24 protein-coding genes are annotated in these 26,693 nt (G+C 37.6%); 19 read left to right on the top strand and 5 right to left on the bottom strand.

Features of this window, described 5'->3' with window-relative positions:
• Positions 1-255: 255 nt before the first annotated feature.
• Entirely contained in the window at positions 256-1,023 is a 768-nt protein-coding gene (locus ACHRWY_RS23670; protein ID WP_395357856.1) for a methyltransferase domain-containing protein, read from the bottom strand.
• A gap of 207 nt (positions 1,024-1,230) precedes the next feature.
• Between ACHRWY_RS23670 and ACHRWY_RS23665 the strand changes: the two genes are divergently transcribed.
• From ACHRWY_RS23665 to ACHRWY_RS23595, 15 genes are all read left to right on the top strand, one after another.
• Entirely contained in the window at positions 1,231-1,692 is a 462-nt protein-coding gene (locus tag ACHRWY_RS23665) for a hypothetical protein (protein ID WP_395357855.1), read from the top strand.
• 118 nt (positions 1,693-1,810) lie between these two features.
• On the top strand, positions 1,811-2,416 hold the full coding sequence (locus ACHRWY_RS23660) for a hypothetical protein (RefSeq protein WP_395357854.1): 606 nt from the start codon (positions 1,811-1,813) through the stop codon (positions 2,414-2,416).
• A 763-nt stretch (positions 2,417-3,179) separates the two neighbouring features.
• Positions 3,180-4,208 carry a hypothetical protein gene (locus ACHRWY_RS23655; RefSeq protein WP_395357853.1) on the top strand — a complete coding sequence of 343 codons (1,029 nt, stop codon included), beginning with the start codon at positions 3,180-3,182 and terminating at the stop codon, positions 4,206-4,208.
• A gap of 140 nt (positions 4,209-4,348) precedes the next feature.
• Positions 4,349-4,762 carry a hypothetical protein gene (locus ACHRWY_RS23650; RefSeq protein ID WP_395357852.1) on the top strand — a complete coding sequence of 138 codons (414 nt, stop codon included), beginning with the start codon at positions 4,349-4,351 and terminating at the stop codon, positions 4,760-4,762.
• Positions 4,759-5,142 (top strand): DUF2169 domain-containing protein, encoded by a 384-nt coding sequence (locus ACHRWY_RS23645; protein ID WP_395357851.1) that lies wholly within the window; start codon positions 4,759-4,761, stop codon positions 5,140-5,142. The genes ACHRWY_RS23650 and ACHRWY_RS23645 overlap by 4 nt, the downstream gene beginning before the upstream one ends.
• Positions 5,143-5,272: 130 nt before the next feature.
• Complete coding sequence (locus tag ACHRWY_RS23640) at positions 5,273-6,244, top strand: hypothetical protein (protein ID WP_395357850.1); 972 nt, start codon at positions 5,273-5,275, stop codon at positions 6,242-6,244.
• A 586-nt stretch (positions 6,245-6,830) separates the two neighbouring features.
• On the top strand, positions 6,831-7,853 hold the full coding sequence (locus ACHRWY_RS23635; RefSeq protein WP_395357849.1) for a hypothetical protein: 1,023 nt from the start codon (positions 6,831-6,833) through the stop codon (positions 7,851-7,853).
• A 13-nt stretch (positions 7,854-7,866) separates the two neighbouring features.
• Positions 7,867-8,220, top strand: a complete 354-nt coding sequence (locus ACHRWY_RS23630) for a hypothetical protein (protein ID WP_395357848.1) — start codon at positions 7,867-7,869, stop codon at positions 8,218-8,220.
• A complete protein-coding gene (locus tag ACHRWY_RS23625) occupies positions 8,201-9,178 on the top strand; it encodes a hypothetical protein (protein WP_395357847.1) in 978 nt (325 codons plus the stop codon). Before ACHRWY_RS23630 ends, ACHRWY_RS23625 begins: the two co-directional genes overlap by 20 nt.
• A 128-nt stretch (positions 9,179-9,306) precedes the next feature.
• Complete coding sequence (locus tag ACHRWY_RS23620; RefSeq protein WP_395357846.1) at positions 9,307-10,317, top strand: hypothetical protein; 1,011 nt, start codon at positions 9,307-9,309, stop codon at positions 10,315-10,317.
• Between the two features lie 127 nt (positions 10,318-10,444).
• Positions 10,445-11,413 (top strand): hypothetical protein, encoded by a 969-nt coding sequence (locus tag ACHRWY_RS23615; protein ID WP_395357845.1) that lies wholly within the window; start codon positions 10,445-10,447, stop codon positions 11,411-11,413.
• 12 nt (positions 11,414-11,425) lie between these two features.
• Entirely contained in the window at positions 11,426-12,445 is a 1,020-nt protein-coding gene (locus tag ACHRWY_RS23610; RefSeq protein ID WP_395357844.1) for a hypothetical protein, read from the top strand.
• Between the two features lie 127 nt (positions 12,446-12,572).
• On the top strand, positions 12,573-13,595 hold the full coding sequence (locus tag ACHRWY_RS23605; RefSeq protein ID WP_395357843.1) for a hypothetical protein: 1,023 nt from the start codon (positions 12,573-12,575) through the stop codon (positions 13,593-13,595).
• A gap of 247 nt (positions 13,596-13,842) precedes the next feature.
• Positions 13,843-13,986, top strand: a complete 144-nt coding sequence (locus ACHRWY_RS23600; RefSeq protein WP_395357842.1) for an HNH/endonuclease VII fold toxin-2 domain-containing protein — start codon at positions 13,843-13,845, stop codon at positions 13,984-13,986.
• Between the two features lie 234 nt (positions 13,987-14,220).
• Positions 14,221-15,255: a WD40/YVTN/BNR-like repeat-containing protein gene (locus tag ACHRWY_RS23595; RefSeq protein ID WP_395357841.1), complete on the top strand. Its 1,035-nt coding sequence runs from the start codon at positions 14,221-14,223 to the stop codon at positions 15,253-15,255.
• A gap of 743 nt (positions 15,256-15,998) precedes the next feature.
• On the opposite strand, the gene ACHRWY_RS23590 is transcribed toward ACHRWY_RS23595, so the two are convergent.
• From ACHRWY_RS23590 to ACHRWY_RS23575, 4 genes are all read right to left on the bottom strand, one after another.
• On the bottom strand, positions 15,999-18,269 hold the full coding sequence (locus ACHRWY_RS23590; RefSeq protein WP_395357840.1) for an ATP-binding protein: 2,271 nt from the start codon (positions 18,267-18,269) through the stop codon (positions 15,999-16,001).
• A complete protein-coding gene (locus tag ACHRWY_RS23585) occupies positions 18,259-18,870 on the bottom strand; it encodes a biliverdin-producing heme oxygenase (RefSeq protein WP_395357839.1) in 612 nt (203 codons plus the stop codon). Before ACHRWY_RS23585 ends, ACHRWY_RS23590 begins: the two co-directional genes overlap by 11 nt.
• A 147-nt stretch (positions 18,871-19,017) precedes the next feature.
• Positions 19,018-22,383: a CheR family methyltransferase gene (locus ACHRWY_RS23580; protein WP_395357838.1), complete on the bottom strand. Its 3,366-nt coding sequence runs from the start codon at positions 22,381-22,383 to the stop codon at positions 19,018-19,020.
• A gap of 66 nt (positions 22,384-22,449) precedes the next feature.
• Complete coding sequence (locus tag ACHRWY_RS23575) at positions 22,450-22,902, bottom strand: response regulator (RefSeq protein ID WP_395357837.1); 453 nt, start codon at positions 22,900-22,902, stop codon at positions 22,450-22,452.
• Between the two features lie 403 nt (positions 22,903-23,305).
• Between ACHRWY_RS23575 and ACHRWY_RS23570 the strand changes: the two genes are divergently transcribed.
• The 4 genes from ACHRWY_RS23570 (at position 23,306) to ACHRWY_RS23555 (ending at position 26,652) form a co-directional block, all read left to right on the top strand.
• Positions 23,306-24,265 carry a GlxA family transcriptional regulator gene (locus ACHRWY_RS23570; protein ID WP_395357836.1) on the top strand — a complete coding sequence of 320 codons (960 nt, stop codon included), beginning with the start codon at positions 23,306-23,308 and terminating at the stop codon, positions 24,263-24,265.
• 75 nt (positions 24,266-24,340) lie between these two features.
• Complete coding sequence (locus tag ACHRWY_RS23565) at positions 24,341-24,907, top strand: cysteine hydrolase family protein (protein WP_395357858.1); 567 nt, start codon at positions 24,341-24,343, stop codon at positions 24,905-24,907.
• Between the two features lie 264 nt (positions 24,908-25,171).
• Positions 25,172-25,837 (top strand): 3,4-dihydroxy-2-butanone-4-phosphate synthase, encoded by a 666-nt coding sequence (ribB, locus tag ACHRWY_RS23560; RefSeq protein ID WP_395357835.1) that lies wholly within the window; start codon positions 25,172-25,174, stop codon positions 25,835-25,837.
• 221 nt (positions 25,838-26,058) lie between these two features.
• Positions 26,059-26,652 (top strand): Crp/Fnr family transcriptional regulator, encoded by a 594-nt coding sequence (locus tag ACHRWY_RS23555; protein WP_395357834.1) that lies wholly within the window; start codon positions 26,059-26,061, stop codon positions 26,650-26,652.
• Positions 26,653-26,693: the final 41 nt, after the last annotated feature.

Raw genomic sequence — 26,693 nt, 5'->3', positions numbered from 1 at the left:
TTAATCTGCAACATCTGCGAGAAAAAAAATAACACATAGAAACATAGATCTTATAGCCTAATTAGAGATCATTTTAAAAAATCATGATTTTAGCACATAGCTATGTGGTAATATGTAAAATGAAATGCCTTTTACAGCATCCCAAAAACTAGGTCTCTATGTGTTTAAAAAACACCCACAGAGTAAAAGATTAAAATGCTTTTTTAATCTGCAACATCTGCGAGAAAAAATATTGAACATACAGATACATAGATTTTATCCTTTTCTTCCATAAAGCAAAAGCCTTTTAAAAGAATAAATCGCCGGAAGTTTCGGGAAATGCACCGCAATTCGCTCTTTATAGGTTTTAATAAAAAGCGCTTTCTGCTCCCCTTCCAAACGCTCTACATACGGAATCAAAGCCGATCCCGATATAAAATCATATAGTGTTTCATGATCGTTCGCTATTATAGGATATACTTTTTGCAGGATCTGAAGCTCTTCGAGCCCGCCATCAAAAAGAATTTGGGCATATTCGTCGATACTCAAAACCGGAGAATCTCTTTTATAGCCTTTTAGATAGGATTTAAAAGGTTCTTCGTTCACCAGGTCCAACAAGATTTTATTGAGTTTATTTTCCGGCTGAACCGGCATTTGTACGGCAAATTGCCCTTTTGGATTCACGCGTTTTATCAATTCCGCAAATAAGGTTTCATGATCGTTTGACCATTGCAAGGCCGCATTGCTAAAAATCAAATCCCATTTTTCGCCCGATTTTAATGTTTCTTCCGTAGTGGCTTTACGAAAATGCAAATTGTCCATTTCCAAAGCCTTAGATTGCTCCAGCATTTCTGCCGAAGAATCGACACCCAGAAAATTGGCTTCTTTAAATTTATCGGCTAAAATCGCCGTTTGTTCTCCCGTACCACAACCCAGATCAATAGCTTTTATTCCGTTTACAGGCTGAATAAAATTGGCAAGGTCATAAAAAGGCTGATAACGAATATTTTTGAACTTATTATAGATTTCCGGATTCCAGGGCATCTTGTGTTATTTTATAATTTTACTCGATCAGGAAAAATCGCGATCAAAGTAAAATTAGGTTACTAAAAACTAAGATACAAAATTCTTATTGGTTCATTGGCAACTAACTGATTCATTAGTCTAATCAACCATATTTCGCAAAGAGATTACAGATCTACGATCTGCACTTATTTAGGAGAGTTTTTTGTATGTTTGAATAAAAATTTTATGGAAGAGCAATTCGTAAGTACAGAAAAAATAGAGCCTGATTTAGAGGTACGTGCTGAAGAAAATGAAATTAACGCGAACAATAAGAGAAAAAAATTAAACTTTACTGTTGTTACTATTTTAATAGCCCTAATTAGTACTTTGTCCATTCATATTTTTAAAATACCCTATGAATACTTAAAATATATCTTAATAGTGTTATATTCACTAACAGTTGGAATCTATTTTTGGTTAATACGTGAACATTATAGATTATTATATGGATTTCTAGAACTTTTTGCTGGTCTCTCCACCATATTTATTATATTAAATTCAATTGATTTTAACTTTTCATTTATAACATGGAAATTTGAAAAAATAATAGGAATAATTGGTGGATTGTATATAATGGTTAGAGGAATTGATAATATATCAAAAACAAAATTTGGTCAAGATCCGTTGGGCTTTTTTTCTGCTAAATAAGTCCGAATTTAAAATAATTTCCCGCAACTCTCTTAAAACAATTTAATCATCTTCGATCATAAAACAATAATGGAACAAAATATAATCAACCAAATAATAAACCTCCAGAACATTTTATATGAGCCGAAATTATAATTTAATATCTCAAAAATTTATTGCCGGATATGATGATATTCCTTTTTTACAGCCTAACTATAAAAGCAATAGTAACTATAATATATCTGTAGAGGTAATCAATACGGACTATTTTAATTCTTTTTTTAAAACCTTTGATGTGTCTGATCTCTACATGATTTACATTTTAGATGACACTAATCCTTCTGATCTTGATATCGTTTCAGAATTTTCTTTTTTTGGCACATCAATTATTATAGCTAAAGCAGCAATTAACTTTTTCCTGAACATTGAGTATAATAATAGAAAAGAACTGTGCACTCCGTATTTCTTTAGAACCAATAGTTTTAGAGCTTCACAAATTGAGAATATTTTCAGTACCTCTTTGTATGAGAAAGAAATTATTATAGGGAGTTTTAGAAAAACAATTGTGAAACCTGATCTTTTGCAACTCTTAGAAAGCAACGAAATCAGTAGTGTTATGGAATTCTACAGCCATAAAACTGAAGCTTCTATGGAAAATGCTTTACAACTAAATCCTTATGTTTTAGATGAAAACGAAGAATACATAGCCAAACTCGAAATTAGTTTAGCTGACAAAGCAAAATAAATCTCCCACTTTTATTACCTATTACCGTAAAACCAAAATTCACTACTATTAGTTTTAAACAATATATAGTAACAAAGACAGACAAAACAATACGTATTTATACGGGTTTTAGTAAAACTGTATTGTTGGGTTGTGCATCATACGTTTTTATGAGTAATTCTAAAAAATAAATCATAAGTGCTGCGAAACCTTCTAAATGGGCTGAAAGCCCAAAAGCACTAGCGTAGTGCACCGCACTACAAACTAAATTAAGGATGAATATTGCCCTGAAAGGGCAAAAGCAAATAGACAATATAAATTCAAATAAGAAAAGGCAACTTTCATAGAAAACACCACTTAACATATGATGAATGTTTGAGATTAGGCTTTCGCCCCTACAGGGCTAAAACAACAATCGTTTTCTATTCATAGTGCTTTGCACCATGCTATTGCTAAGGCTCTTTCAGAGCAATAGGTTTCGAACACTTCTTGCATCCCGCTCGTGCGTATCAACTTAATTGTAATTCTACATATAAACTTTGGGTTCACAAGCGGGTTATATAAAATGTCTTAAAGTGTTATAAAAAAAACTTTTAAAGGTAAAATTCATTACTAATTATAATGAAATTTGAATTTATTAACCTCGCAGCGACAATCCTAGCCAAAAAGAGCTTAACTAGTCAAAGTTCAGAAGTTAAAAAAGAAATATTATAATGGGTACGAAATCGGGAGACTTCGCACAGCAGGGGAAACTATTGTAGCACCTTATTAAAATAGTAGAAAAATGATTTTTGATAAAAAGACTTGGAAGGAATTTGGTGAGGGATTTGGGGTTTATGATGGTGCTTTTGGTGTAAATAATCGATTATGTTTTGTATTGGTTGAAGACTCAGATACAGGTATGGACCCTATACCAGAAACACTATTCCTTTTTGTTCGTCTGGAAAGACCCATTGAAAGACGCTTTTTTGCTTTGGGATTTGATGGAATAGAGTTCGCGACTGTCGCTGCCAGTAACACTGTACCGCCAGAGTTTGTTATTGCTGATATTGGAAGAAATATTTACGCTTACGATTATAACAACCCTTCAGAAGAGCTTGAAGATTTTGATGGTGCAATCCCAGGATATGAAAACTTATTAGCCAAATTTTCAAAAGTTGTTTGTGTTGGAGCATCTGTTTATGCAATCGGCTTTCCTTTTTGTGTCTATAAGCGTTCTGGAATAAATAAATGGCTATTACATAGTACAAATATTCCAGTTTCTTCCGATTTATTCAGCGGTGAATTAAGGTTCAGATTAAAAGCTGAAACAAGCTCTAGATTTTTGGACTTAGCAGGTTTTTCGGAGCAGGATATGTATGCTGTTGGTAGAGGGGGGGTTGTTTATCACTATGAGCAAAACACTTGGAAGAATATCGCATTCCCATTTAACGGCGATTTAAACACAGTCGTTTGTGCTGGCGATGGTTTTGTATATATCACAGATCAATTTTGCAATATTTGGCAGGGACGGGGAAGCATTTGGAAAAAAATTGTTGAACAGAAGAGTGATTTTTCTTATTTTGACAGTGCTTGGTTTGATAATCGTCTTTGGCTTTCCAATGACTACGGGATGTGGGTGTTAGACGACAATAAAATAGTCCCTGCAGATAAAACAAAAATAAAACCTATGCCAAAAGAAATGATAGAAGTCTGTGGTCGTATCGATATATCACCTGACCAAAAGCAGATGCTGATTTGTGGAAAGAATGGTGCCGCTTTATATGATAGTCATACATGGGAACTACTGTTTAACCGGTTGCGACTTGAATAGTAGACCTCCGCTCTGCGAAGTCTCCTGACTTCGCAGCAACAATACTGGTCAAAAAGGGCTTAATTAATCAAAAATTCAGAAGATAAAAAAAGAAATATTGTAATGGTTACGAAATCGGGAAACTTAACAGCAGGGGGTTTATGAAATTGAACTTTCAGAGTAGATGGTGCTTTATGCCAGTATGGGCTTTTTTTGTAATTTTTTTTCCAATTCTTTTTTTTGCTATCGTTCTATGGGTTAATGGTCGAGTAGACCGACAAAAGGATACTTTGCGAAAGTCGGGCGTAAAAACAGCTGCTGAAATTTTAAATATAAGAATGGCCCCCTTTCTGCGAGCAGGGCCTGATTTTCCAACTGTTGTATTGAATGTGACATTTAAGCTAGAAAACGGGAAAATAATAGAAGCAGAAGTAGAGGAGGATATTGCAGTCACACACCTTTCAAAATTTCAACCTAAACAAATTATTGATATTAGGTATGATCCTAAAAAAATAAAAGAAGGATTACATAATGTGAGTTCTCCTGTTATCGTAATTGACTCGCCTACACAATGAGAGTAGTTAAACCCTTTCGATTAAGTTTGTTAAATCGTACTTTTCGATTTGAAACAGAAGATATTCTTGGTGTTGCATTACTAGGAATGATAAGTATGGAGCCACAGTCAAAGTTAAGAGCTGAGACTGACTTATGGAAATTAGTACAAAATGAGTTAAATGGTAATGGTGTTCTTGACCTAGGTATTCCTAAATCTCTTGCCGAATTTCTCGTTAGTGGCTACGTCTACACAAACCACCAAGCAGAAAAAACAGCCTGTATGGCTCAAATCAAAATTGAGCAAATACAAAAAAATATTGTGGCTTTTGGTGATCGTTTCTGGATCGATGACAAAGCAACTCAACCCGCTCTGCGAAGTCTCCTGACTTCGCAGCGATAGTGCTGGTCAAAAAGAGCTTAATTAGTCAAAAGTTCAGAAGTTAAAAAAGAAATATTGTAATGGTTACGAAATCGGGAAACTTCACACAGCAGGGGAAACTATTGTAGCACCTTATTAAAATAGTAGAAAAATGATTTTTGATAAAAAGACATGGAATAAAATAGGTAAAGGATTTGGGGTTTATGATGGGGCCTATGGATTTGATGGCAGATTAGCTTTTATCTTTGTCGAGGATAAAGAGTCAGGTAGAGATCCACTACCTGTTACTAGATTTGTTTTTGCTCGAAGAGAACGACCTGTAGAAAATAGATTTTATTGCCTTGAAACTGAAGAATTTAGCTTTTCCAGAATAGCAGCTAGTTCTACTTCAACTCCTGAGTTTGTTGCTGTAGATATCCAGCGCCAAGTTTTATCTTATAGCCATGATTATGACGGAGTAGAACCTAGTATAGATGGAGCATTATCTGGTACAGATGACTACCTGTCTTCAATTAAAAAAGTTATACGTGTCAACGCCACTATTTATGCAATTGGATGGCCCAATCGAATATATAAACGCTTAGGCGAAAAGTCATGGGAACTACATAGCACTACGATTCCTATTCCCAAAGAGCTATTTGACTCTTCTGAAGAAAAACGCATTGATGCCGTAATATCGAATTCATTATTGGACATGTCTGGTTTCTCAGATTCAGATATGTATACTGTCGGCGAAAAAGGAACAGTTTTCCGCTTCGATGGAAAGAAATGGGAGCAATTGGTTTTTCCAACAAATTTAAATCTGTGCACAGTTAGTTGTGCGGCTGATGGTTGGGTCTACATTACTGATAAAAAGGGACATGTTTGGCAAGGGAAAAATAATACTTGGAAAAAAATATCTGAAACTAATGTACTTCGTCCATTTGTCGACGCTGCCTGGTTTGATGACAAAATGTGGTTTTCCAATGATCATGGTATTGCTGATTATACTTTTAAATCATTTGGTAATGAAGATAATGGATTTACTATCAAAAAAGCAGGCGCTAAAGTTCAAACGCAGGCAATTATTTTAGCCCAAATAAATATTAATCTGAGAATGACTTCTATAACGATTTATACTTAGACATATTGTATGAAAATATTTTTAATCTTACTGCTTACTTTACTTGTGCTGATGGCCATAGGGGGGGCAATTGTGATGGTGTTAGCTAATAGGGGATATATTCCTTTTGAGGTGGGAAGGTTTTTGTCATATGCATTTATTTTTTTTACGGTCGTAATATGCGCTTTGGGAGCTTTTATAGCGATAAAAAAATGAGATAGAGACGGAATTGCTGTCTTATCAGTAGTGTATGGGAATGAGTAAAACACAATATGAAAGTTGTTAAGCCATCGCGTTTAAGTTTATTACACCGTTCTTTTGATTTTTATAGTGAGAATTTTTTAGGTGTAGCTGCAATTGGATTAATTGATTTAGGCTTGTGCCCAAAAATATTATCTGAAATTAATGTATGGAAGTGTGTTGAAAGCGAATTAAATAGTAATCCGCTCTGCGAAGTCTCCTGACTTCGCAGCAACAATACTGCTCAAAAAGGGCTTAATTAATCAAAAATTCAGAAGATAAAAAAAGAAATATTGTAATGGTTACGAAATCGGGAAACTTAACAGCAGGGGAAACTATTGTAGCCCCTTATTAAAATAGTAGAAAAATGATTTTTGATGAAACAACAAAAAAAGAATTTTTAGATGGCTACTTTGTTTATGACGGATGCTTTGGCTTTGAGGAAGATCGCTATGGTTTTTTATTGTTAGAGAATGATAAAAATAAACATCAGTATCGTGATCCTCTACCTGAAACACAGTTTCTATTTATAAAAACATCTCGGTCAATTGATGAGCGTTTTTATGCAATGAATACAAAACAATTTGATTTTTCGACAATCAGTGCAGGTACTGCACCCGGTAAAGAAGATTTTGTTTCTGTAGATACAGGTGGATTTGTATTTAGTTGGGATAACGAGTTTGAAAATAAAATCCCTAATAACATACCTGATTGTAATTTCATCAGTTCTATTGCAAAAGTAGTTCGGGTCAATGGATATATTTATGCTTTAGGAAGTGGCTGGCGTATTTATAAACGAGAAGGTCATGTTAAGTGGTCAGATAACCTAAACTCATTACCTGTTCCTAAAGACTTTATTGATGATACCGCCTCAACGGATTATTTCTTCCGTGATATGGCCGGTTTTTCAGAGTCAGATCTATATGCTGTTGGTGATGCAGGTTCTGTATTCCACTTTGATGGAAAGAAATGGGATCAGCTAGCTTTCCCAACTAATATTAGATTAACAACCGTCACTTGTGCGGGCAACGGCCAAGCGTACATTAGCGACAAAAACTGCGCCGTCTGGGTCGGACGAGGTGCAAAATGGAAAAAACTGACTGATGGAGATATGTCGCTGTACTTTTTTGATAGTGCCTGGTTCGATGGCCAAATGTGGTTTGCCAATGACTACGGTATCTGGGTATTGGAAAACGACCAATTGGTATTAGCCAAGGATTCCAAGCACAAGCCTATCCCCGAAGATGTCGCTGTACTTTGTGGTCGGATTGATATTTCTCCTGACAATAAACGCATGCTGATATGTGGTCAAAGAGGCGCTGCGGTGTACGACGGCGAACGCTGGGAAACCTTGTTTACTTGTGACCTCCCTATTGAAGACGAAGCATAAAAACCAGGGACTATTGGTGGAAGGTCGAATCATCCCCCACTCTGCGAAATCTACTGACTTCGCAACAACAATGCTGGTCAAAAAGGGCTTAATTAGTCAAAGTTCAGAAGTTAAAAAAAGAAATATTATAATGGGTACGAAATCGGGAAACTTAACACAACAGAAATATATGAAACCATTTTTAGCCAAAAAAGATTGGCACCAAACTTTTTATCAAAACGTCATCATTGATTGTGCTGTCCGCGATAGAAATATTATCTATTTTGGGGTCAAGGAAAAAATACCACCTGAAAAAGTGTCGTTAATGAGCAAGGAAAATCAACAGATAGTACTGAAGAGAGCTTGTAATGGAACCTATATTGAATAGAGATGGCTGGGAAGGAAGTTTCAAAGGATGGTTAATTGTTGATGCAACATTCAGAGAAAAAGACATTATTTGCTTTTTATTAAGGCAGAAGGTTGATGCTGAAAAGATGTCTATGATGTTGGATCATGATATTCCTACAAGAGTAGTTACCTTCTCTCTCTCTCGGCCAAGAAGCGGCAACCAAAGAAGCCATCAGGGCTTAGCAGGCTTCAACCTTCCTGTTTTGGGGGCATGGGGCGTAAAAAATACTCAGCCGTTGGTGTTAGTTGCTGCAAAGAATCTAGATGGCGATGTATGGCCTGTAGGAAAAGATGTTTCTGGGCCTATTGAACATATTGCAAATAGACAAAAGCCATTTCCGCATAGGCTCAAATGCATCAATGGCTATACCTATGCAGTTTGTAGCGCTCGAAAAATTTACAAAAGGATCCAGGTTGCAAATTGGGAAATTTTTGCAGACCTTCCTAAAATTCCTGAGCATTTGAATATGGGATTTAAGGATCTAGATGCTTTTTCTGAGAACGATATGTACACGGTAGGCGGCTGCGGTGATATCTGGCATTTTGATGGAAAGAATTGGAAACAGTTGGGTTTTCCATCCAACGCGCAGCTAAGCACTGTGACATGCGCTCCTGACGGAAACGTATATGTTTCAGGAGAAGGTGGTAGTTTATGGGTTGGCAGAGGTGATACCTGGAAAAGAGTCTATCAGGGAAGTGCTTCTATTCTTTGGAATGACGTTATATGGTTTGATGGAAGATTGTGGTTGGCCTCGGATTACCAGTTGCGAGTATGGAATGGGAGCGAACTCAAAGTCGTAGAAGAAAACGGCAAACCCGTACCTGCCTATGGTCATATGGATGCACATGATGGATTGTTGGTTGTTGCGGGGCCTGAGTTTGTTTATGGGTTTGATGGAAAAACCTGGAAGCTTATTGTTGCGCCTTATTTGGACTAAATATTTACACAACAATGATAGCGACTCTTCCCTCCGCTCTGCGAAGTTTCCTGACTTCGCAGAGACAATGCTGGTCAAAAAGGGCTTAATTAGTCAAAAGTTCAGAAGATAAAAAAAGAAATATTGTAATGGTTACGAAATCGGGAAACTTAACACAGCAGGGATATATGAAGCCATTTTTAGCCAAAAAAGATTGGCACCAAACTTTTTATCAAAACGTCATCATTGATTGTGCTGTCCGCGATAGAAATATTATCTATTTTGGGGTCAAGGAAAAAATACCACCTGAAAAAGCGTCATTAATGTTCGATCACGAGATTCCATCAAAAATTATTGCTGTTTATCTGGACGAGCCTGATGGTAGCAATTGGAGTTGTCAAAAATTATCCGGTATGAATTTGCCTTTAATCGGTGTTTCCCGAAGTCCTTTTTCAAGACCTTCTGGATTAATTGCTGCTAGAAATGATGATGGTGATGTTTGGCCCATGGGGAATGGTGATGGGCCTATGGAACATATTGCGAATGGACAAAGACCATTTGCAAATAGACTCAAGTGCATCAACAGCTATACCTATGCTGTATGCAGTGGTCGCAGAATTTACAAAAGAATCCAAGTTGCAAAATGGGAGCCTTTTGCCGAACTTCCAAAAGTCCCTGAACATTTGCACATGGGCTTTAACGACCTCGATGCTTTTTCCGAGAGTGATATGTACGCAGTTGGTGGCTGCGGTGACATCTGGCATTTTGACGGAAAGAATTGGAAACAGTTAGGTTTTCCATCCAACGCGCAGCTAAGCACTGTGACATGTGCTCCTGACGGAAACGTATATGTTTCAGGAGAAGGTGGTAGTTTATGGGTTGGCAGAGGTGATACTTGGAAAAGAATATACGAAGGAAGTTCTCCTGTTCTTTGGAATGATGCATTTTGGTTTGATGGAAAATTGTGGTTAGCCTCGGATTACCAATTGCGCCTATGGGATGGGAGCGAACTCAAAGTCGTAGAAGAAAATGGTAAGCCTGTGTCTGCCTATGGTCATATGGATGCATATGATGGATTACTGGTTGTTGCGGGTCCTGAATTTGTTTATGGCTTTGACGGAAAAACCTGGAAGCTTATTGTTGCGCCTTATTTGGACTAAATATTTACACAACAATGATAGCGACTGTTCCCTCCGCTCTGCGAAGTCTCCTGACTTCGCCGCGATAATACTGGTCAAAAAGAGCTTAATTAGTCAAAAGTTCAGAAGTTAAAAAAGAAATATCGAAATGGATTATTTTATTAATAAAAAAGGGTGGCTTAAATGGTTTAAAGGATGGTTAATTATAGATTGCGCTATTCGTGACAAAAATATTGTATACCTATGTCTTCGAAAGGATTTGTCTCCAGAAGCTGCTTCATCAGTGTTCGAGCATGATATCCCATCTGAACTGGTAAGTATTTTTCTGGATGAAGAGCGTTTAGATTTTCGTTATGGAGGCGTAGGCGTTACGGGATTTAATAAACCTACGCTGGGAGTTTCTAGAATTCCCAAAGGGCAGGGATTGCTCACTGCGCGTAATAGTGACGGGCAAACATATGTAGTAGGTAGTGGATCATCATGGCCTAATGAGTATATTGATAAAGATAGTTGGCCAATTATCCAACGAATTAAATGTATTAACAATTATGCCTATGCTGTAGGATTAGGACGAAAAGTATATAAACGGTCTGATATTGGAGTATGGGTGAAACATGAAAAAGGGTTTCCCAAAGTAGATTCATCTATTGAGCAAGGCTTCAAAGATATTGATGCTTTTTCAGAGACTGATATGTATGCTGTTGGTGGCCATGGCGATATTTGGCATTTTGATGGTACTCAATGGCGCGCCATAGTCTTTCCTACTAATGTGCAATTAAATACAGTGGTTTGCGCTCCTGATGGTCAAGTCTATATTGGTGCAGAGAGGGGAGATTTGTGGTCTGGGCGTAACACTAGCTGGAAGAGAGTTTATGAGGGTAACTCTTCATTACTATGGAACGATATAGTCTGGTTCTCCAATAAACTGTGGCTAAGTTCGGATTATGAGTTTTGTGTATGGGATGGCAAAAGCTTATTGCCCGTAGAGCACGATGGTCAACCTATTCCTATTACAGGTCATTTGGATGCTTACGATGGTTTGCTAATAATTGCAAACCAGACAGAAGTATGGTCGTTCAATGGTAGTGCTTGGCAAACTATTGCAGCACCTTATTAAAATAGTATAAAAATGATTTTTGATAAAAAGACATGGAATGAAATAGGTAAAGGATTTGGTATTTGTGATGCTACCTTTGGTCCTTTTGATGGGACATATGGATTCCTTCTATCCGAAGATATAAATAGCACGCATCCAGATCCATTACCTCGTAAAAGATTTTTGTTTGCAAATTTAGAAAAACCATTGGAAAGTAGGTTTTTTTTAGCAACTTTTGAGAATTTTTTATATGCAACTATTAGCGCTACACAAGTACCAAATAAAAATGAATTTGTAATAGTAGAGACTAATTGCCTTGTTTTTGGTTGTGAGATTAAAGGACATCATAATATTGAACAACCAATTAACAATTCATTATTCAATACGGACTTAGTCAGTAGCATATCAAAAGTAGTTAGAATAAATAATTCAATATATGCCATAGGAAATCCGGTTAGGGTATATAGAAGAATCCAAAAAGACACATGGGAAGATTTTTCAGGAACGATACCTATTTCTGATGATTTTATTTCAAAAAATAATTTAAATTACAGCCTTCGTGATATGGCTGGATTTTCAGAAAAAGATATCTATGCCGTGGGAGAAGCTGGGGTCGTTTGGCATTTCAATGGAAAGAATTGGCAGCAGATAGTTTTTCCAACCAATCAAGATTTATACACTGTAGTATGTGCTGAGGATGGCTACGTCTATATCACTAGCCGTAAAGGGCATGTATGGATTGGAAGGAATTCGACGTGGAATATCCTGACCGACAAAAAAATGCCGCTGAGATTCCTTGATAGTGTTTGGTTTGATGATCGGCTATGGTGCACTAATGATTATGGCGTTTGGGTGCTTGAAGATGGTGAACTGGTTAGAGCGGATAAGTTAAAACAAAAGCCGATTCCTGAATATATTCAGAAAGGATTGTGTGGCCGTATCGACGTGTCTTTTGATAAACAGAAGTTACTAATATGTGGTAATGATGGCGCAGCTCTTTATGATGGTCAAACTTGGAGCGTTCTTTTTGATCGTAAACAGTTGGAAAGTTAAGGTATAATTTTCGACGATATAACAAAGAACAAATTTTTAGATGGATATTTTATTTTTGACCGCGTGTGTGGATTTAACGAAAATAAATACGCATTTATTCTTATAGAAAATAATAATAATAATAAATATGATTTTCGACGATATAACAAAGAACAAATTTTTAGATGGATATTTTATTTTTGACGGCGTGTGTGGATTTAACGAAAATAAATACGCATTTATTCTTATAGAAAATAATAATAATAAATTACAGTACCGTGACCCAAAGCCAAAAACAAAATTCTTATTTATTAGTCTTGAGCGCCCTATAGAAAAAAGATTTTATGCTGTTACAACAGAGTATTTTGACTTTTCAACAATTGCCACGGTTATGATACCCGGAAAAGAGGACTATGTTTCTGTGGATGTCGATCTATTCGTATTTAGTTGGGACAATAACTTTGAAGATCATATTGACGGTACTCTGCCAGGAGTAAAAAGGGTCAGTACAATCTCTAAAATAGTAAGAGTTGGGCAAAATGTTTACGCATTAGGCGGAGCTTTACGAATATATAAGCGTTTAGGAAAAGACCATTGGAAAAATAATCTTTCCACATTGCCAATTCCTAATGAGATGATCAGTGGTGACTATAGCCACTCATTTCATTTTCGTGATATGGCGGGTTTTTCAGAAGCTGACATGTATGCAGTAGGAGATGTAGGCACTGTTTATCATTTTAATGGTAATGCATGGACACAAATTGTTTTCCCAACAAACATTGAATTATCAACTGTGACATGTGCTGACGATGGTAATGTGTATATTTCTGATAAGGACTGTTCTATTTGGTTAGGTCGAAATTCCACCTGGAAAAAAATAATAGAGAATTCGGAATTTTTGCCCTTTTTCGATAGCGCCTGGTTCGATGGCCGAGTGTGGTTTGCCAATGACTACGGTATCTGGGTATTGGAAAACGACCAATTGGTATTAGCCAAGGATTCCAAGCACAAGCCTATCCCCGAAGATGTCGCTGTACTTTGCGGTCGGATTGATATTTCTCCTGACAATAAACGCATGCTGGTATGTGGTCAAAGAGGCGCTGCGGTGTACGACGGCGAACGCTGGGAAACCTTGTTTACTTGTGACCTCCCTATTGAAGACGAAGCATAAAAACCAGAGACTATTGGTGGAACATCGAATCATCCCTCTCTCCCGCTCTGCGAAGTCTCCTCACTTCGCAGCGACAATGCTGGTCAAAAAGAGCTTAATTAGTCAAAAGTTCAGAAGTTAAAAAAGAAATATTGTAATGGGTACGAAATCGGGAAACTTCACACAGCGGGAAACTAATTTTCCAGAATATCTATCCGGGCAAGGTTGCTGCCCATGGCAAAGTGGGCACCATATATTGTCTGATGAGATGACGAAAGATGGTAATTGTCCTGGATATAAAAAAGGAGATGCTCCAACAGTTTGCGTTGAAGGTACTAACAACAGTAATGGTACTCATGGACTGATGCACGATAATCTGCTGAAACACATCAATGAACATCGTGCTAAATAGTTTGGCGGTAGGGACACCATAAGCTATGAGAAAGCTCGCGACTTAGGAATCAAAGGGGTTCGCACGGTATTTCCAGAATCCAACTGTAGTAAAGATTGTCTCAAAGCACGGCTTGATAATTACTACAAAACGAAATGTATCAAGGACATGCCTGCGGTTGCCGGGAAGAAGAAAAGTGGAACCACCCAAGGCGAAGGCGGCAATAAATAAGTAAAGATTAATAAGGAAGAAAAAATGTTAATTACACTGAATCAGTTTAAAGAAAAATTGCACGGTTACTCCATAACCGACTGTGCTGTGAGAAATAAACAATATTTTCATTTTTCTGCCCGCAATCAAAAAGAAAGTGAAAATGCAGGTGTGTTAAGTGAGCATACTGTCAGTAAGCGAGAGGTCGGTTTTTACTTAGATGAACCTCTAGAAAAAAGATTAGGCAGTACCAAAGTAAATAATTTTGAAAGGATGCAAATTGGTGCAACGCTAGAAGCAAAATGGAATCAGGTCGTATGCGTCGATCTTGACGGGCAAGTCTATGCCCGAGGTAACGGCGAGGATAAAGTAGAAAAACGAATACCCAAAAGCATGGAAGGCCCCATGCGCAGTGCCGTCGTAGGCATTAAAACCATTCAGGGGCGACTATATGCCGTAGGCGGCTCCAACTCGGTTTGTTATCGCGTGGGGCCGGATCAATGGCAGTCGCTGTGTCTAAACCTGCCAATGGTCAAATCAGAAAAGGAATATACCGTTGATTGGGCCAGCAAAAATACCTTCCGGGATATTGACGGGTTCTCGTTTGATGACCTATACGTCGTAGGCGGAGAAGGACATGTCTTCCATTTCGATGGTAAGCAATGGCAGCAAATTGCCTTTCCTTCCAACATGTATCTTCACGCTGTTTGTTGTGGTGGTGACGGATATGTTTATATCGGAGCACAATCTGGAGCCCTTTTCAAAGGTCGAGGCGATACCTGGAAGAAAATCGACAACGGCGGATTCTCGTTACCATATAAAGACATGGTGTGGTTCAAAAATCAGCTCTGGTGCACATCGGATTACGGTTTATGGGTATTGGATGAGAAAGGCAAGATCATTGATGCGCCAATTCCTGATGAAATCAAAATATGCTCTGGCAATCTCTCTGTTGGCGATGATGTAATGCTGATGGCTGGTTTAGGTGGTGCTGCTTACCACGATGGGCAGCAATGGCATTTAATTTTCAATGCGCTGAAGATGAGTGAGCAAGTGGAAAAGCAAAGCAAACATGGGTAACAGATGGCACACATAATTGGACCATTAATCCAGCAACATGCCCGAGAAGCTGCTTTCTATTGGTCACAAATCGACTCCAATCGATTTCCCCCTCTGCGAAGTCAGGATACTGCGCAGCAACAATGCTGGTCAAAAAGGGCTTAATTAGTCAAAAGTTCAGAAGTTAAAAAAGAAATATTATAATGGGTACGAAATCGGAAAACTTAACACAGCGGGCAAATCTTTTCCCATGCTGGCACAAGCGGGACGCCAAAAGTGTTCGAAACCTTAAAAAATAGGCTGAAAGCCTAACAAGCAATAGCGTAGTGCAACGCACTACGAACTAAATTAGGCTCTATCATTGCCCTGAAAGGGCTAAAGCAAATAGACAATAAATTCAAAAAAAGAAAAGGTAATTTTCATAGAAAATACCACTTAACATATGATAAATGTTTGAGATTAGTCTTTCGCCCCTACAGGGCTAAAACAACAATCTTTTTCTATTCATAGTGCTTCGCACCATGCTATTGCTAAGACTCTTTCAGAGCAAGAACTTTACAAAGGCAAAATATTGATTTTGATAACGTCTTTTGATTTAAAACAGTAATTCCCTCTTAAACCGGAACTACAATACGTAATTTTACCTCTGTATCTTCTTTGGCTTTTGAGAAAGTGATGCCTTTTGGTTCTTTATTATATTCTTCATCCGGCCAATACCAATTCTGGGCATAACATACATTCTTTATCTATTTTTTTAGTTTCTATCAGGTCAATGAATCCGAAGGATCACATGGGAAATAAATCGTGATTTCTGTGCCTTTATTGAGTTCTCCTACGGCGCGGATATTGCCGTTGCAGGTTTGCATTATTTTTTTGCAGAGTGCCAACCCAACGCCTGAACCATCGTATTTTTCCAGAGTGTGCAGTCTTGTAAATATTTTAAAGATCGACTCGGCGTATTCTTGTTCGAAGCCTATTCCGTTGTCTGAAAAAGTAACCCAATGGCAATAGACTTTATTCGAGTATTCGTTTATTTCGGGTGCTTTTGAACTTGTTATGGTAATAACGGGCAATCGTTCCAGCGACGCGTATTTAAGTGAATTGTGCAGGATATTAGAAAAAAGCTGTTTCATTAAAAACGGAATAGCATGCACATCCGGCAGGCTATCGCAGTCAAAAACGGCTTTGTTCTCGATGATGATTTCTTTCATTTCCTGCAAGGTTTCCTCTAAAATATAATTGAGGCTCACCTTTTGAACAGATTCTTTTGTGTGTTTTATTCGGGTGTATTTGAGAATATCGATTAGTAGATTTTGCATTCGATTGGCCGATTTGGTCACGCGCTGCAAAGAGTCAATAATCGCTACCGAGGGAATTTCGGTAGTATCTGAAAGCACTTTTGAGGTTATAAACTGAATTTTGCGCAAAGGTTCCTGTAAGTCGTGCGTGCTGATCCAGTTGATGTTTTCAAGCTCTGAATTGGTTTCTTTCAGCACTTCACTCAGACTGCGGTATTTTTCTTCTTCCTCGCTTAGCAGCAACATAATAATCTGGTTGTGCAGGGCGTGGGCATAACTTGCGGCGGCATTAATTTCGGGCTGTAGCCAGATGCTGCTTTGATTTTTTACAATCTGTTTCCATAAGTGAAACGAATTTCTGGGATGCAGCCCTTTACTGTCTTTAACAATCGCTTTCTCGGGATCTCCTGCCCAGCTTATTTCGGCCACTGTTTCAGGTTTATACCAGATAATAGTGTTGCCATTGCCCAGCGAATGGTAAATAATACCCGAAACGTCTTCGTAACCGTCTAAATCCGAAACAAAATCACTGAGTTTACTGGTGCTGAATGTTCGTGTATACTCATAAACCTTCATGCCTGAAATGATTTTTTTTATTTTTTTATCAGATGGGGTGAGTCCGCTTTTGTACAGTTTATCTCCCATGCAAATCGAAACTCCGGCGGCATTACAAAGTTTTAGTAAATCAGGGTTTTCGCAGATAATTTGAAAAGAACGCTGTTCGAGCGGAAGGTTTAAGGCCGTTAACCGTTCGAGTGCCCTGCTGGTTTTACGGGCAATTTCGTATTCGTCATTAGATTGCCGCAAATCGATCTGAGAGGTAATAAACTGCCCCTGAAGTTTGGCTGCCAGCTTAATTTCGGGCGCTATATTTTTTGGCGAATAATGGTGGCAGGCAATCAGTCCCCATAAACGATTGTGGTGAATGAGCGAAATGGTTAAAGTAGCGCCAACACCCATATTTTTTAAATATTCTACATGAATGGGCGACGTACTTCTAAGAACAGAAAGGCTTAAATCGAGGTTTTTGTTTTCCTGATCATCAATCGTAAAAATAGGAACGGGCTGATAACCAATATCAGCTATTAACCGTATCTGGTTTTTCATGTACAATTCCCTTGCCTGACTCGGAATATCCGTATGCGGATAATGAAGCCCCAGAAAAGGTTCGAGATCATCCCTTTTGTTTTCGGCATAAATTTCACCGTTGTAATCGGCATCAAATCTGTAAATCATGACACGGTCGTAGCCGGTTATGGTACGGGTTGCCTCGGCAACAAGAGCACACAGATCTTTCAGGGTTCGGGTATTGTTCATATCAGACACAAACTGAATCGTTTGCGCATATATATTGGCCAATTGCTCTTTTCCTGAGGATTGTGGTTCAGCCTCGAGAATATAAATCGTGTCACTTTTATGAATCGTTACCTGAAAATGGCGGCCCATAAGTGTTAATTCGAGAGGAAAAACAAGCGGCACTTTACTATCATTGATGTACTCATTTAATTCTTTTTGGGCATTTATTCCAAAAATGGTATCAAATTTTTCTCCAAGTATCTGATCAAATGTCAAATCCAGAAAATCTGAAATATTGGGGGTACAAAAATCAATTTTCCAATACGAGGTTATGCCAAGCAAAAAGCCATGCGGCTGAATGCTTCCCGGAATATGTATGGGTTCGTGCTCACAATTGATTAAGGTGACTACATCGCGGTTGACAATATCTTTAATTTTCATTTTTAGCCGTATTCAGAAAATGATTGTGAATACGATCAAAAGCATACACAGCGCCTTTAATAATTTCGTCTTCGACATTATGCTCCTGTTGATAATTGGTAAGTACACTTAAAAACTGTTTCCAGTAACTGCCTGTTTTATTACCATATCCTGTAAAATAAGAAATACCGCCCTGGTTACTTAAAACCGGAACGGTTTCAAGGTTTTTAAGAATAAACCTCCCGCCAAGCGAAGATCCTTCTACCACATATAAGATCCCGAGTGCAAACGGAATGGTTAGATTTTGATGGTTAAAAACGGGAGCTGACTTTGTAATTTTATGGTTCAGAAAATCGAGGTCGTTTTCGATTAAATGCATTTTTTTTCGTTCTTCCAAATCAGGGAAAATGGCTGATAATAAGGGAAAAACATGCTCCTGTGTGCTTTTATGCACCTCATACATTAGCGCCAGATAATGGCAGTAATCGTCTATTTGAAGATCAGGAGAAAGTATCGAGGCAGAAACGGATAATTGTTCCAGATTTTTGTGCGCGGCGGCGGTTTTGTTTTTTAGATTATCTAAAAAGTCAGTGGCTGTAGGAGAGCCTAAATTTGTCGTCATAATAAGAAATAATTTTATATTGGGCTATATAAACCACTTATTTGCATGAGATTACTACATGTTAAAAAACAGATCCTGTAACTTTAGGATTTCGGTTATCTCATATTCGCAATCAGTTTATTTGTTTTTTTAGTGAGCTAAAATACATTACATGGGTATTATGATATGAAATGCCGCACCAACACCTTCTTCGGCTTTTGAGAAGATAATGCCTTTATGGTTTTCTACAATTTTCTTCCCAATGGCAAGGCCTATTCCGGTTCCGGTATAAACTTCGTTGTTGTGTAATCGCTGAAAAATGGTGAAAATTTTATTCTCATATTGTTTGTTAAAGCCAATACCGTTGTCTTGTATGATAATTTCGCAATAGGTTAAAGCAGGATTTAAAGCCGGATATTTTTTTACATGGCTGATTGTCAATTTATGGCAGCTAATCCCGACTTTAGAAATCGACCCGTCATTTTTATAAAACTTAAGCGCATTGCTGATTAAATTATAAAAAAGCTGGTTCATTTGCAGGGGAATTGCGATAATAACAGGTAAATTGCCTACTGTTATTTCTACATCACGTTCTTCGATCATTAACTCAAAATCGACCAGAATATCGCCTATAATAACGTTTAAATCTGTTTTTACAAATTGCCTGTCGGGATTGTTAAGATACGAATAGGCCAGTAAATCTTTGATGAGTGTGTTCATTCTTATCGAAGATTTACTGATTTTTTGGACTAAAACCAATGCTTCGGGAGAAAAATCTTCATTCATTTCCAGAAGTCGGCTGATGAACATTAATATTTTGCGCAATGGTTCCTGCAAATCATGGCTCGCTACATACGCATATTCCTGTAGCTGAATATTGGCAAGGTTTAGATTTTTTACAGAACTTTCGAGTTCTTTGTTTGCCGTTAGTAAATCGGTAGTACGTTCGGCTACTTTTGATTCAAAGCCACTTGACAGTACCTGTAGCCTTTTTTCGATAATGATACGTTCTGTTATATCTTCAATGGCCAGTAGAATCAATTGTTCTTTGCTGTCTTCATTGGTTACCTGTCTGGCGTTAAGCAGCATGATACTTTCGCCGTAAGGCAAAAGATTGACTGAGATCTGGTAATCATCAAGTTGTGTTTTTTCGGGCAATATTTTCTCCAGCATGGAGCGCATGGGATTGTTATCGAACAGATGGTTCTGAATCTCGTAAATCAGCTTTCCTGTCGCTTCTTCCTTGGCAATATTGTATTTTTTAGAGAAAGCCCTGTTGATGTTTTTTATTCTTAAATTAGTGTCTAAAACTACAATAGGTTCTCTAAGAGTGGCTACAATGGCTTCGGTATAATTTTTTGAAATATTAATTTGTTGCTGCTTGTTTAATAGTTCCTGATTGATTTGAAGAAGCTCTTCGTTACTGGATTGTAACTCTTCTTTAGAGGTTTCGAGTTCTTCATTCAGGCTTTGCAGTTCCTCGCTCCCACTCAGTAATTCTTCATTGGCGCTTTGCAGTTCTTCATTCGATGCTTCCTGCTCTTCGCTAATCGCATTTACATCGTCGTGTATTTTGGCGAGTTCTTTTTCGAGTTGTGCAATCTTTCTCAGACTGGCATTTTCCCTAATTTCTTCTACTGTGAATTCACTTGAAACAACATCTTCTTTTCTAATGATGCTTTTATAAAAGACCACCAGAAAATAAGGCTCGGAAGTATCTTCAAGCGGACGAATTTCGATCGTAATTTCGCTAATCGTTCCTCTGTTTTTAACCTGAATTCCTTCTTTTTTTACAAGGGCATTGGCTTCTTTGGCTTTATGCCAGGTATTTCTAAGCTCAAAAGCCAGGCCTTCGCGTGCCATTTTAAGGAGATTAAATGTCGGTTTTCCGGTCGAAAGTTCAATAAATTCGGCTATCGATCCGTTAATGTGTACAATGTCCATTTGTTCGTTTACAATGACACTGGCGGGCGTATAACTGGAAAGCAAAATTGACTCGGCACTTTTTCTAAAATCTTCTTTGATAATTTCTTTTCTTTGAATGTCTGTTTTTAAACGATTTAATTTATCATTGCCTCCCATACCGGAATGTATAAACCTGCCTGAAACCTGTTTCCGGGTATAAATTTTTCCTGCTTTTTCAAAAGGCTGAAAAAGCTCTGCGGCCGGAACGGCAGTTTCTGATTTTCCTAAAAGTAAAAAACCGTTTTCTTTCAGGGCATAATGAAAAGTGGTCAGGGATTTTTTCTGCAAAAACGAGTCCATGTAAATAAATACATTTCTACAGGTAATCAGGTCCATTTTGGCAAAAGGCGGATCAGTTAAAAAATTATGTACGGCAAAAATGCATAAATCCCTTATTTGCCGCTTGATCTTGTAACCGTTTGTATTGGCTGTGAAATATTTGGTCAGGATGGTTTCAGAAACATTTCGCATTTGAGACTTTCTGTAAAACCCAATCCTGGCTTTGGCTATAGCCACTTCTGAAATATCTGAAGCAAAAATCTGAATTTCTTTTCCTTCGAGGTTTTCGCCTAAGTATTCGTGAAGTGCAATGGCGAGTGTATAGGCTTCTTCGCCGGTAGAACAGCCTGCAATCCAGATACGTATGGCATTCCCTTCGGTTATTCTGTTGGTTAATAAGGGAAAAACTCTTTCTCTCATGATCTGAAAGATCTTGGTATCTCTAAAAAATTCAGTCACGGGAATCAGTAGATCGTTGAACAAATCCCCAGGTGCCAGTTTATCGCCCTGAAGTACTTTTAGGTAATCTTTTAAACTTACAATTTTACTCAGGGCCATTCTTCTGGCAATGCGCCTGCGTATCGTAGTTTGTTTGTAATAGGTAAAATCTACCCCGCTGTGATGACGTAAAATTTTAATAATCTCCTGAAATACCACTTCATCATTTGGATCATCTTCTTCGGTAAAAGTTTCTTTTTCTTTCGAAAGCTCAATGAGTTTCTGCACGATCTCGGCTGGCGATAATACATAATCTACCACTCCGGCATTGATGGCGTTTTGTGGCATTTCGTTATTGGCAGCCTCAATGTCCTGCGCAAAAGTAACGCCTCCGTGTTTTTTGATGGCTTTAAGTCCAATAGTGCCGTCAGAACCGTTTCCGGAAAGCAATACACCATAAGCCAGATCAAGATGAACTTCGGCCAGGGAATTGAAGAAAACGTCTATGGCCTGATTTTTAGTGTCTTTTGCACGAGGGCTTAATTTTAAAACGCCATCAAAAGAAGTAAGCATTTTATTCTCGGGAATGACATAAATGGTATTGGGGGCCAAATGAATATCATCGGTAATTTCGTTTATTGGAATTTTTGCAACACGCGAAAGAAGCTCTGTCAGCATGCTGTCATGCAGTGGATGTAAATGCTGCACAATGACATACGCCATTTCAGAATCAGCAGGAATAGCTTCTATAAATTGCTTAAAAGCCTCCAGTCCTCCTGCCGAAGCACCAATACCTACAATAGGAAAATCCTGGCGTGTAGCCTTTGGTAAACTGTTTTTTTGCGTATGCATGATTTCAATTTTTAGGTATTAAGGAATAGCATTATAAACACTATTCCATATCATTTTTCTTGAAATCTATACTGTAATGATATAAGATTCAATTTTTGCATGATGTAATCTTTCTTTCCAGTCGGTCTCGATTACCTTTTTTAATAATTTTTTTAAATCACTAAAAGCAATGGGTTTTACGATATAGGCATTGGCACCTAACCCGAAAGTATTTTGCACGCCATCAATCGTTGCCGAAGTCGAATAAATAGCAATTACCGGAATATCTTTAAATTTAGCATCTTCCCGAATTTGCTGCAAAGTTTCGAAACCCGACAATATAGGCATGTTAAGGTCTAAGAAAATGATATCCGGAATCCCTAAAGCCGTATCATAAAGACGGTCGATTAATTCTACACCGCTTTTACAAAATTCAACCGGATTTTTAAGATGCAGTTCTTCTATTGCTTCAGCAAAAAACTCTCTGTCGTCTTCATCATCATCCGTAAGTAAGATCTTTATGTTCTCTTTAATATTCATTTTTGAATAGGGGTTTATCTCAAATATACACTTAAATAAGCAGGAATAAGAAAAACACAGTATTTTACTTAAAATTAAAAAAATAAGATTATTTCTTTATTTTAAAATGGGGTGCTAAGCCCCCTATTTCATTAGGAAATATAATTTTAAAACAGATTCTGAATCTTTTATGAATGTCAATTTTAAATAGTCTTTTAGCTACATAAATATCAAAAATTAGTAAGGGTTATAAATTCATCCTGAGTCTCTGTTTGTAAATAATAATCGATTGTATATATTTACCTTTTGGTCTGCTTTTTTTTTAGCAATACGACTACTACATCACTTTAGTACGATGAAAGTATTTCAGAATTTACCACCCATTGTCCATTAATTGCAACACACGTTTTAAGACAGACGAAAAATGAAAACAACAGCAACGGTTTATTTTTACATTCCGCAACAGGTGACGCTTCTTGACCTTAGCGGCGTTTTGGAGGTTTTTCAGGAAGCGATACGGTTAGGGTTTCCTTATCAGTTAAAATTTATCAGCAGTCAGTCGTCTGTTATTTGCTCTTCGGGATTAGAATTGGCGGCACTCACCCATTTTTCGAAAACAAATCCGCAGCAAAATGATCTGGTTTTTATTGCCGGTTTCAGCACCTGCCAAATTGATCTGGAATTAGAAGAGGCTTCTTTTTTTAAATGGCTTCAGAAAGTACATCTCCATCAAACCACGCTTTGCAGTATTTGTTCGGGAGCATTTCTTTTGGCGAAAGCCGGACTTTTAGACCATAAAGAATGTACGACACACTGGAAACTGGTTGAAAAACTAAAAAAAGACTTTCCGCTTGCCCTAACGCAAAACAATACTTTATTTACCCAATCGGGAAATATTTTTACCAGCGCCGGAATCATTACCGGAATCGATCTTGCTTTGCATATTATAGAAGAACGCCACGGCAAAGAAACTGCGGCTGCCATTGCCAAAGAACTGGTTGTTTATAAAAGAAGAAACGGAAATGAAGAACAGGAAAGTGTTTATTTGCAGAACAGAAACCATCATGATGAAAAGGTCCACATCATTCAGGACTGGATTATTTCTAATTTGGATAAAACCTCCACGATTGATTTTTTAGCCGAATTGGTGCACCTGGGCCCGCGAAACCTTACCCGGATTTTTAAAAAACAAACCGGAATTACCATAGCAGAATATCGTACCAAATTAAGGATCGAAAAAGCCAAAAGCCTGCTCACAAATTCAGATTATAAAATTGAACATATTGCGCATTTATGCGGTTACAAAACCTCGAAACAATTGCGGGTGGTGCTTGAAACTTATCTGGACGCTTTGCCTACAGCAATTCAAAAACGTTTGTCTTAAAACGACTATCTTTTGTCCTTTTCTGCTCCTGAATACAAAGGTATATTTGCACCTTACAATCTAATTTATAAAATGATGAAGCTTAGAGACCAAAATACAGCCTTAATTTTAATTGATGTTCAGCAAGGTTTTAATGAAGAGGATTATTGGGGTGGCCATAGAAACAATAAAGATGCTGAATCCAAAATGGCACAAATCCTGGAACAATGGCGAACGTTTAAATTACCCGTTTTTCATATCGTTCATAGTTCTTTGCAGCCCAATTCAAAATTACACCCTTCGCATCCCGGATTCGAAATCAAAAACGAAGTAAAACCCATTGCAGGTGAACCTGTTATTTCAAAAAATGTCAACAGCGCCTTTATAGGAACTGATTTAAAAGAAAGATTAGACGATGCCGGAATTCGAAAAATTGTTATTGCAGGGCTTACCACCAATCATTGTGTTTCTACAACGGCCAGAATGGCGGGGAATTTTGGGTTTGAGGTTTATTTAATTTCAGACGCTACGGCCACTTTTGACCGCATTGGCATTAACGGAGAAAAATACGATTCGGAATTAGTACACCAAATCTCGCTGGCAAGTCTGCATCACGAATTTGCTGAAGTTATGGATACTAAAACACTTCTTGAACTGGTTTAATATTTTTGTTTGCCCGGAATGGTAATAATTAATACCCATTATTTTTTATCCCGTGTTTAGACCAAGGTTACCACAAATGGTACAGATTAAAAAGATTCAAAATATTTTTCATGCGCAATCCTAAGAAAAATAATTCGTGATAATCTTTTTTTCCAAATCTGCGACTGTCTAAAAACTACTTGTTTTATTGATCTACATCAAACTTTTGCATGTTAAACAACTTTAGATTTGCTGCTTATTAATTTCAGAAAAATTCAAAGTAAAATGATCAGCACCGTACTATATCCCTTAGAAAAATTTGGTTTAACCAGCGTAAACCGTGTAGAAAAGGCTTTACAACATTTACAAAACGGAAAAGGAATTTTACTAATCGATGATGAAGACCGTGAGAATGAAGGCGACCTGATTTTTTCGGCACAACACATGAGCGTACAGGATATGGCGCTGATGATACGTGAATGCAGCGGAATTGTTTGCCTTTGCCTGACCAACGAAAAAGCCGATGAACTTGAATTGCCTTATATGGTAAAAGAAAATACCAGTAGTTTTCAGACGCCTTTTACGATTACTATTGAGGCCAAAGAGGGCGTTACAACAGGGGTTTCGGCTGCAGACCGCATTACGACTATTCAGGCTGCCTGTGCCGTAAATGCAAAACCTTCAGACCTTGCAAGACCCGGACATATTTTTCCGTTGCGGGCTAAAAACAACGGAGTTCTCGAACGCAACGGACACACCGAAGGCAGCGTTGATTTAATGAAATTAGCCGGTTTACAGCCGGAAGCCGTTTTGTGCGAGTTAATGAATGAAGACGGCAGTATGGCTAAACTTGACAAAATCATTAGCTTTGCAGTAGAACACGATTTGGTAGTGTTGTCTATAGAAGATATTGTTTATTACCGAAAATTCGTGAGAGATTATAGCGCTTAATGTTGGATAGTTGGATATTAGATGGTTAGATGTTAGATTGTTAGATGTTAGATTGTTGGATATTAGATTGTTGGATGTTTGATAGTTGGATACTAGAGCTGGATGTTAGATAATTAGATATTAGATGGTTGGATTTTGGATATTGGATAGTTGGATTTTGAATATTTGGATATTGGATAGATGTTGAATGTTAGGTTTGAGATATTAGATGTGAAATACGAATGTTAGATTTGAAATGTGAAGTGTTATACGGGCAACTTGCTGATTATATAAAAAATCGTATTGAGGTCTCTGATGAAAACCTCAATACGATTTTGTCTTATTTTAAGCCTTTAAAACAAGGTAAAAACGAACTCTTGCTTGCTGCAGGACAAACGAGTCAGAATACCTATTTTGTGGCTAAAGGCTGTTTGAGAATCTATTATATCAATGAAGAAGGAAAAGATGTTACCCGTTATATTGCTTTCGAAAACCAAATTGCCACAGCATTGGTGAGTTTTATTACCAAAATACCTTCAACAGAATATATTCAGGTGATCGAAAAATCAGAGCTTTTGTATATCAGCCATGAGGATTTTAATCACTTAATCAAAACCATACCGGAATGGATGCTGTTTTATTGTGCATACTTAGAAAGAGCTTATGTCAATAATACCAACAGACTGATGTCGTTTACCACTATGGATGCTCTCGAACGATACCAGCTCCTGCTTAAAATAAATCCGGCTATTGTAAAACGCTTACCCAACAAAATTGTGGCTTCGTATATTAATGTTTCGCAGGAAACTTTGAGCAGGCTGAAATCTAAGGTTTGACACAAAATTTTGATATAAAAAAGGCTGTCTAATCTAGACAG

The sequence above is a fragment of the Flavobacterium sp. FlaQc-48 genome (assembly GCF_044007335.1).
Lineage (GTDB): Bacteria > Bacteroidota > Bacteroidia > Flavobacteriales > Flavobacteriaceae > Flavobacterium.
This window is presented reverse-complemented; position numbering and strand designations above follow the sequence as displayed.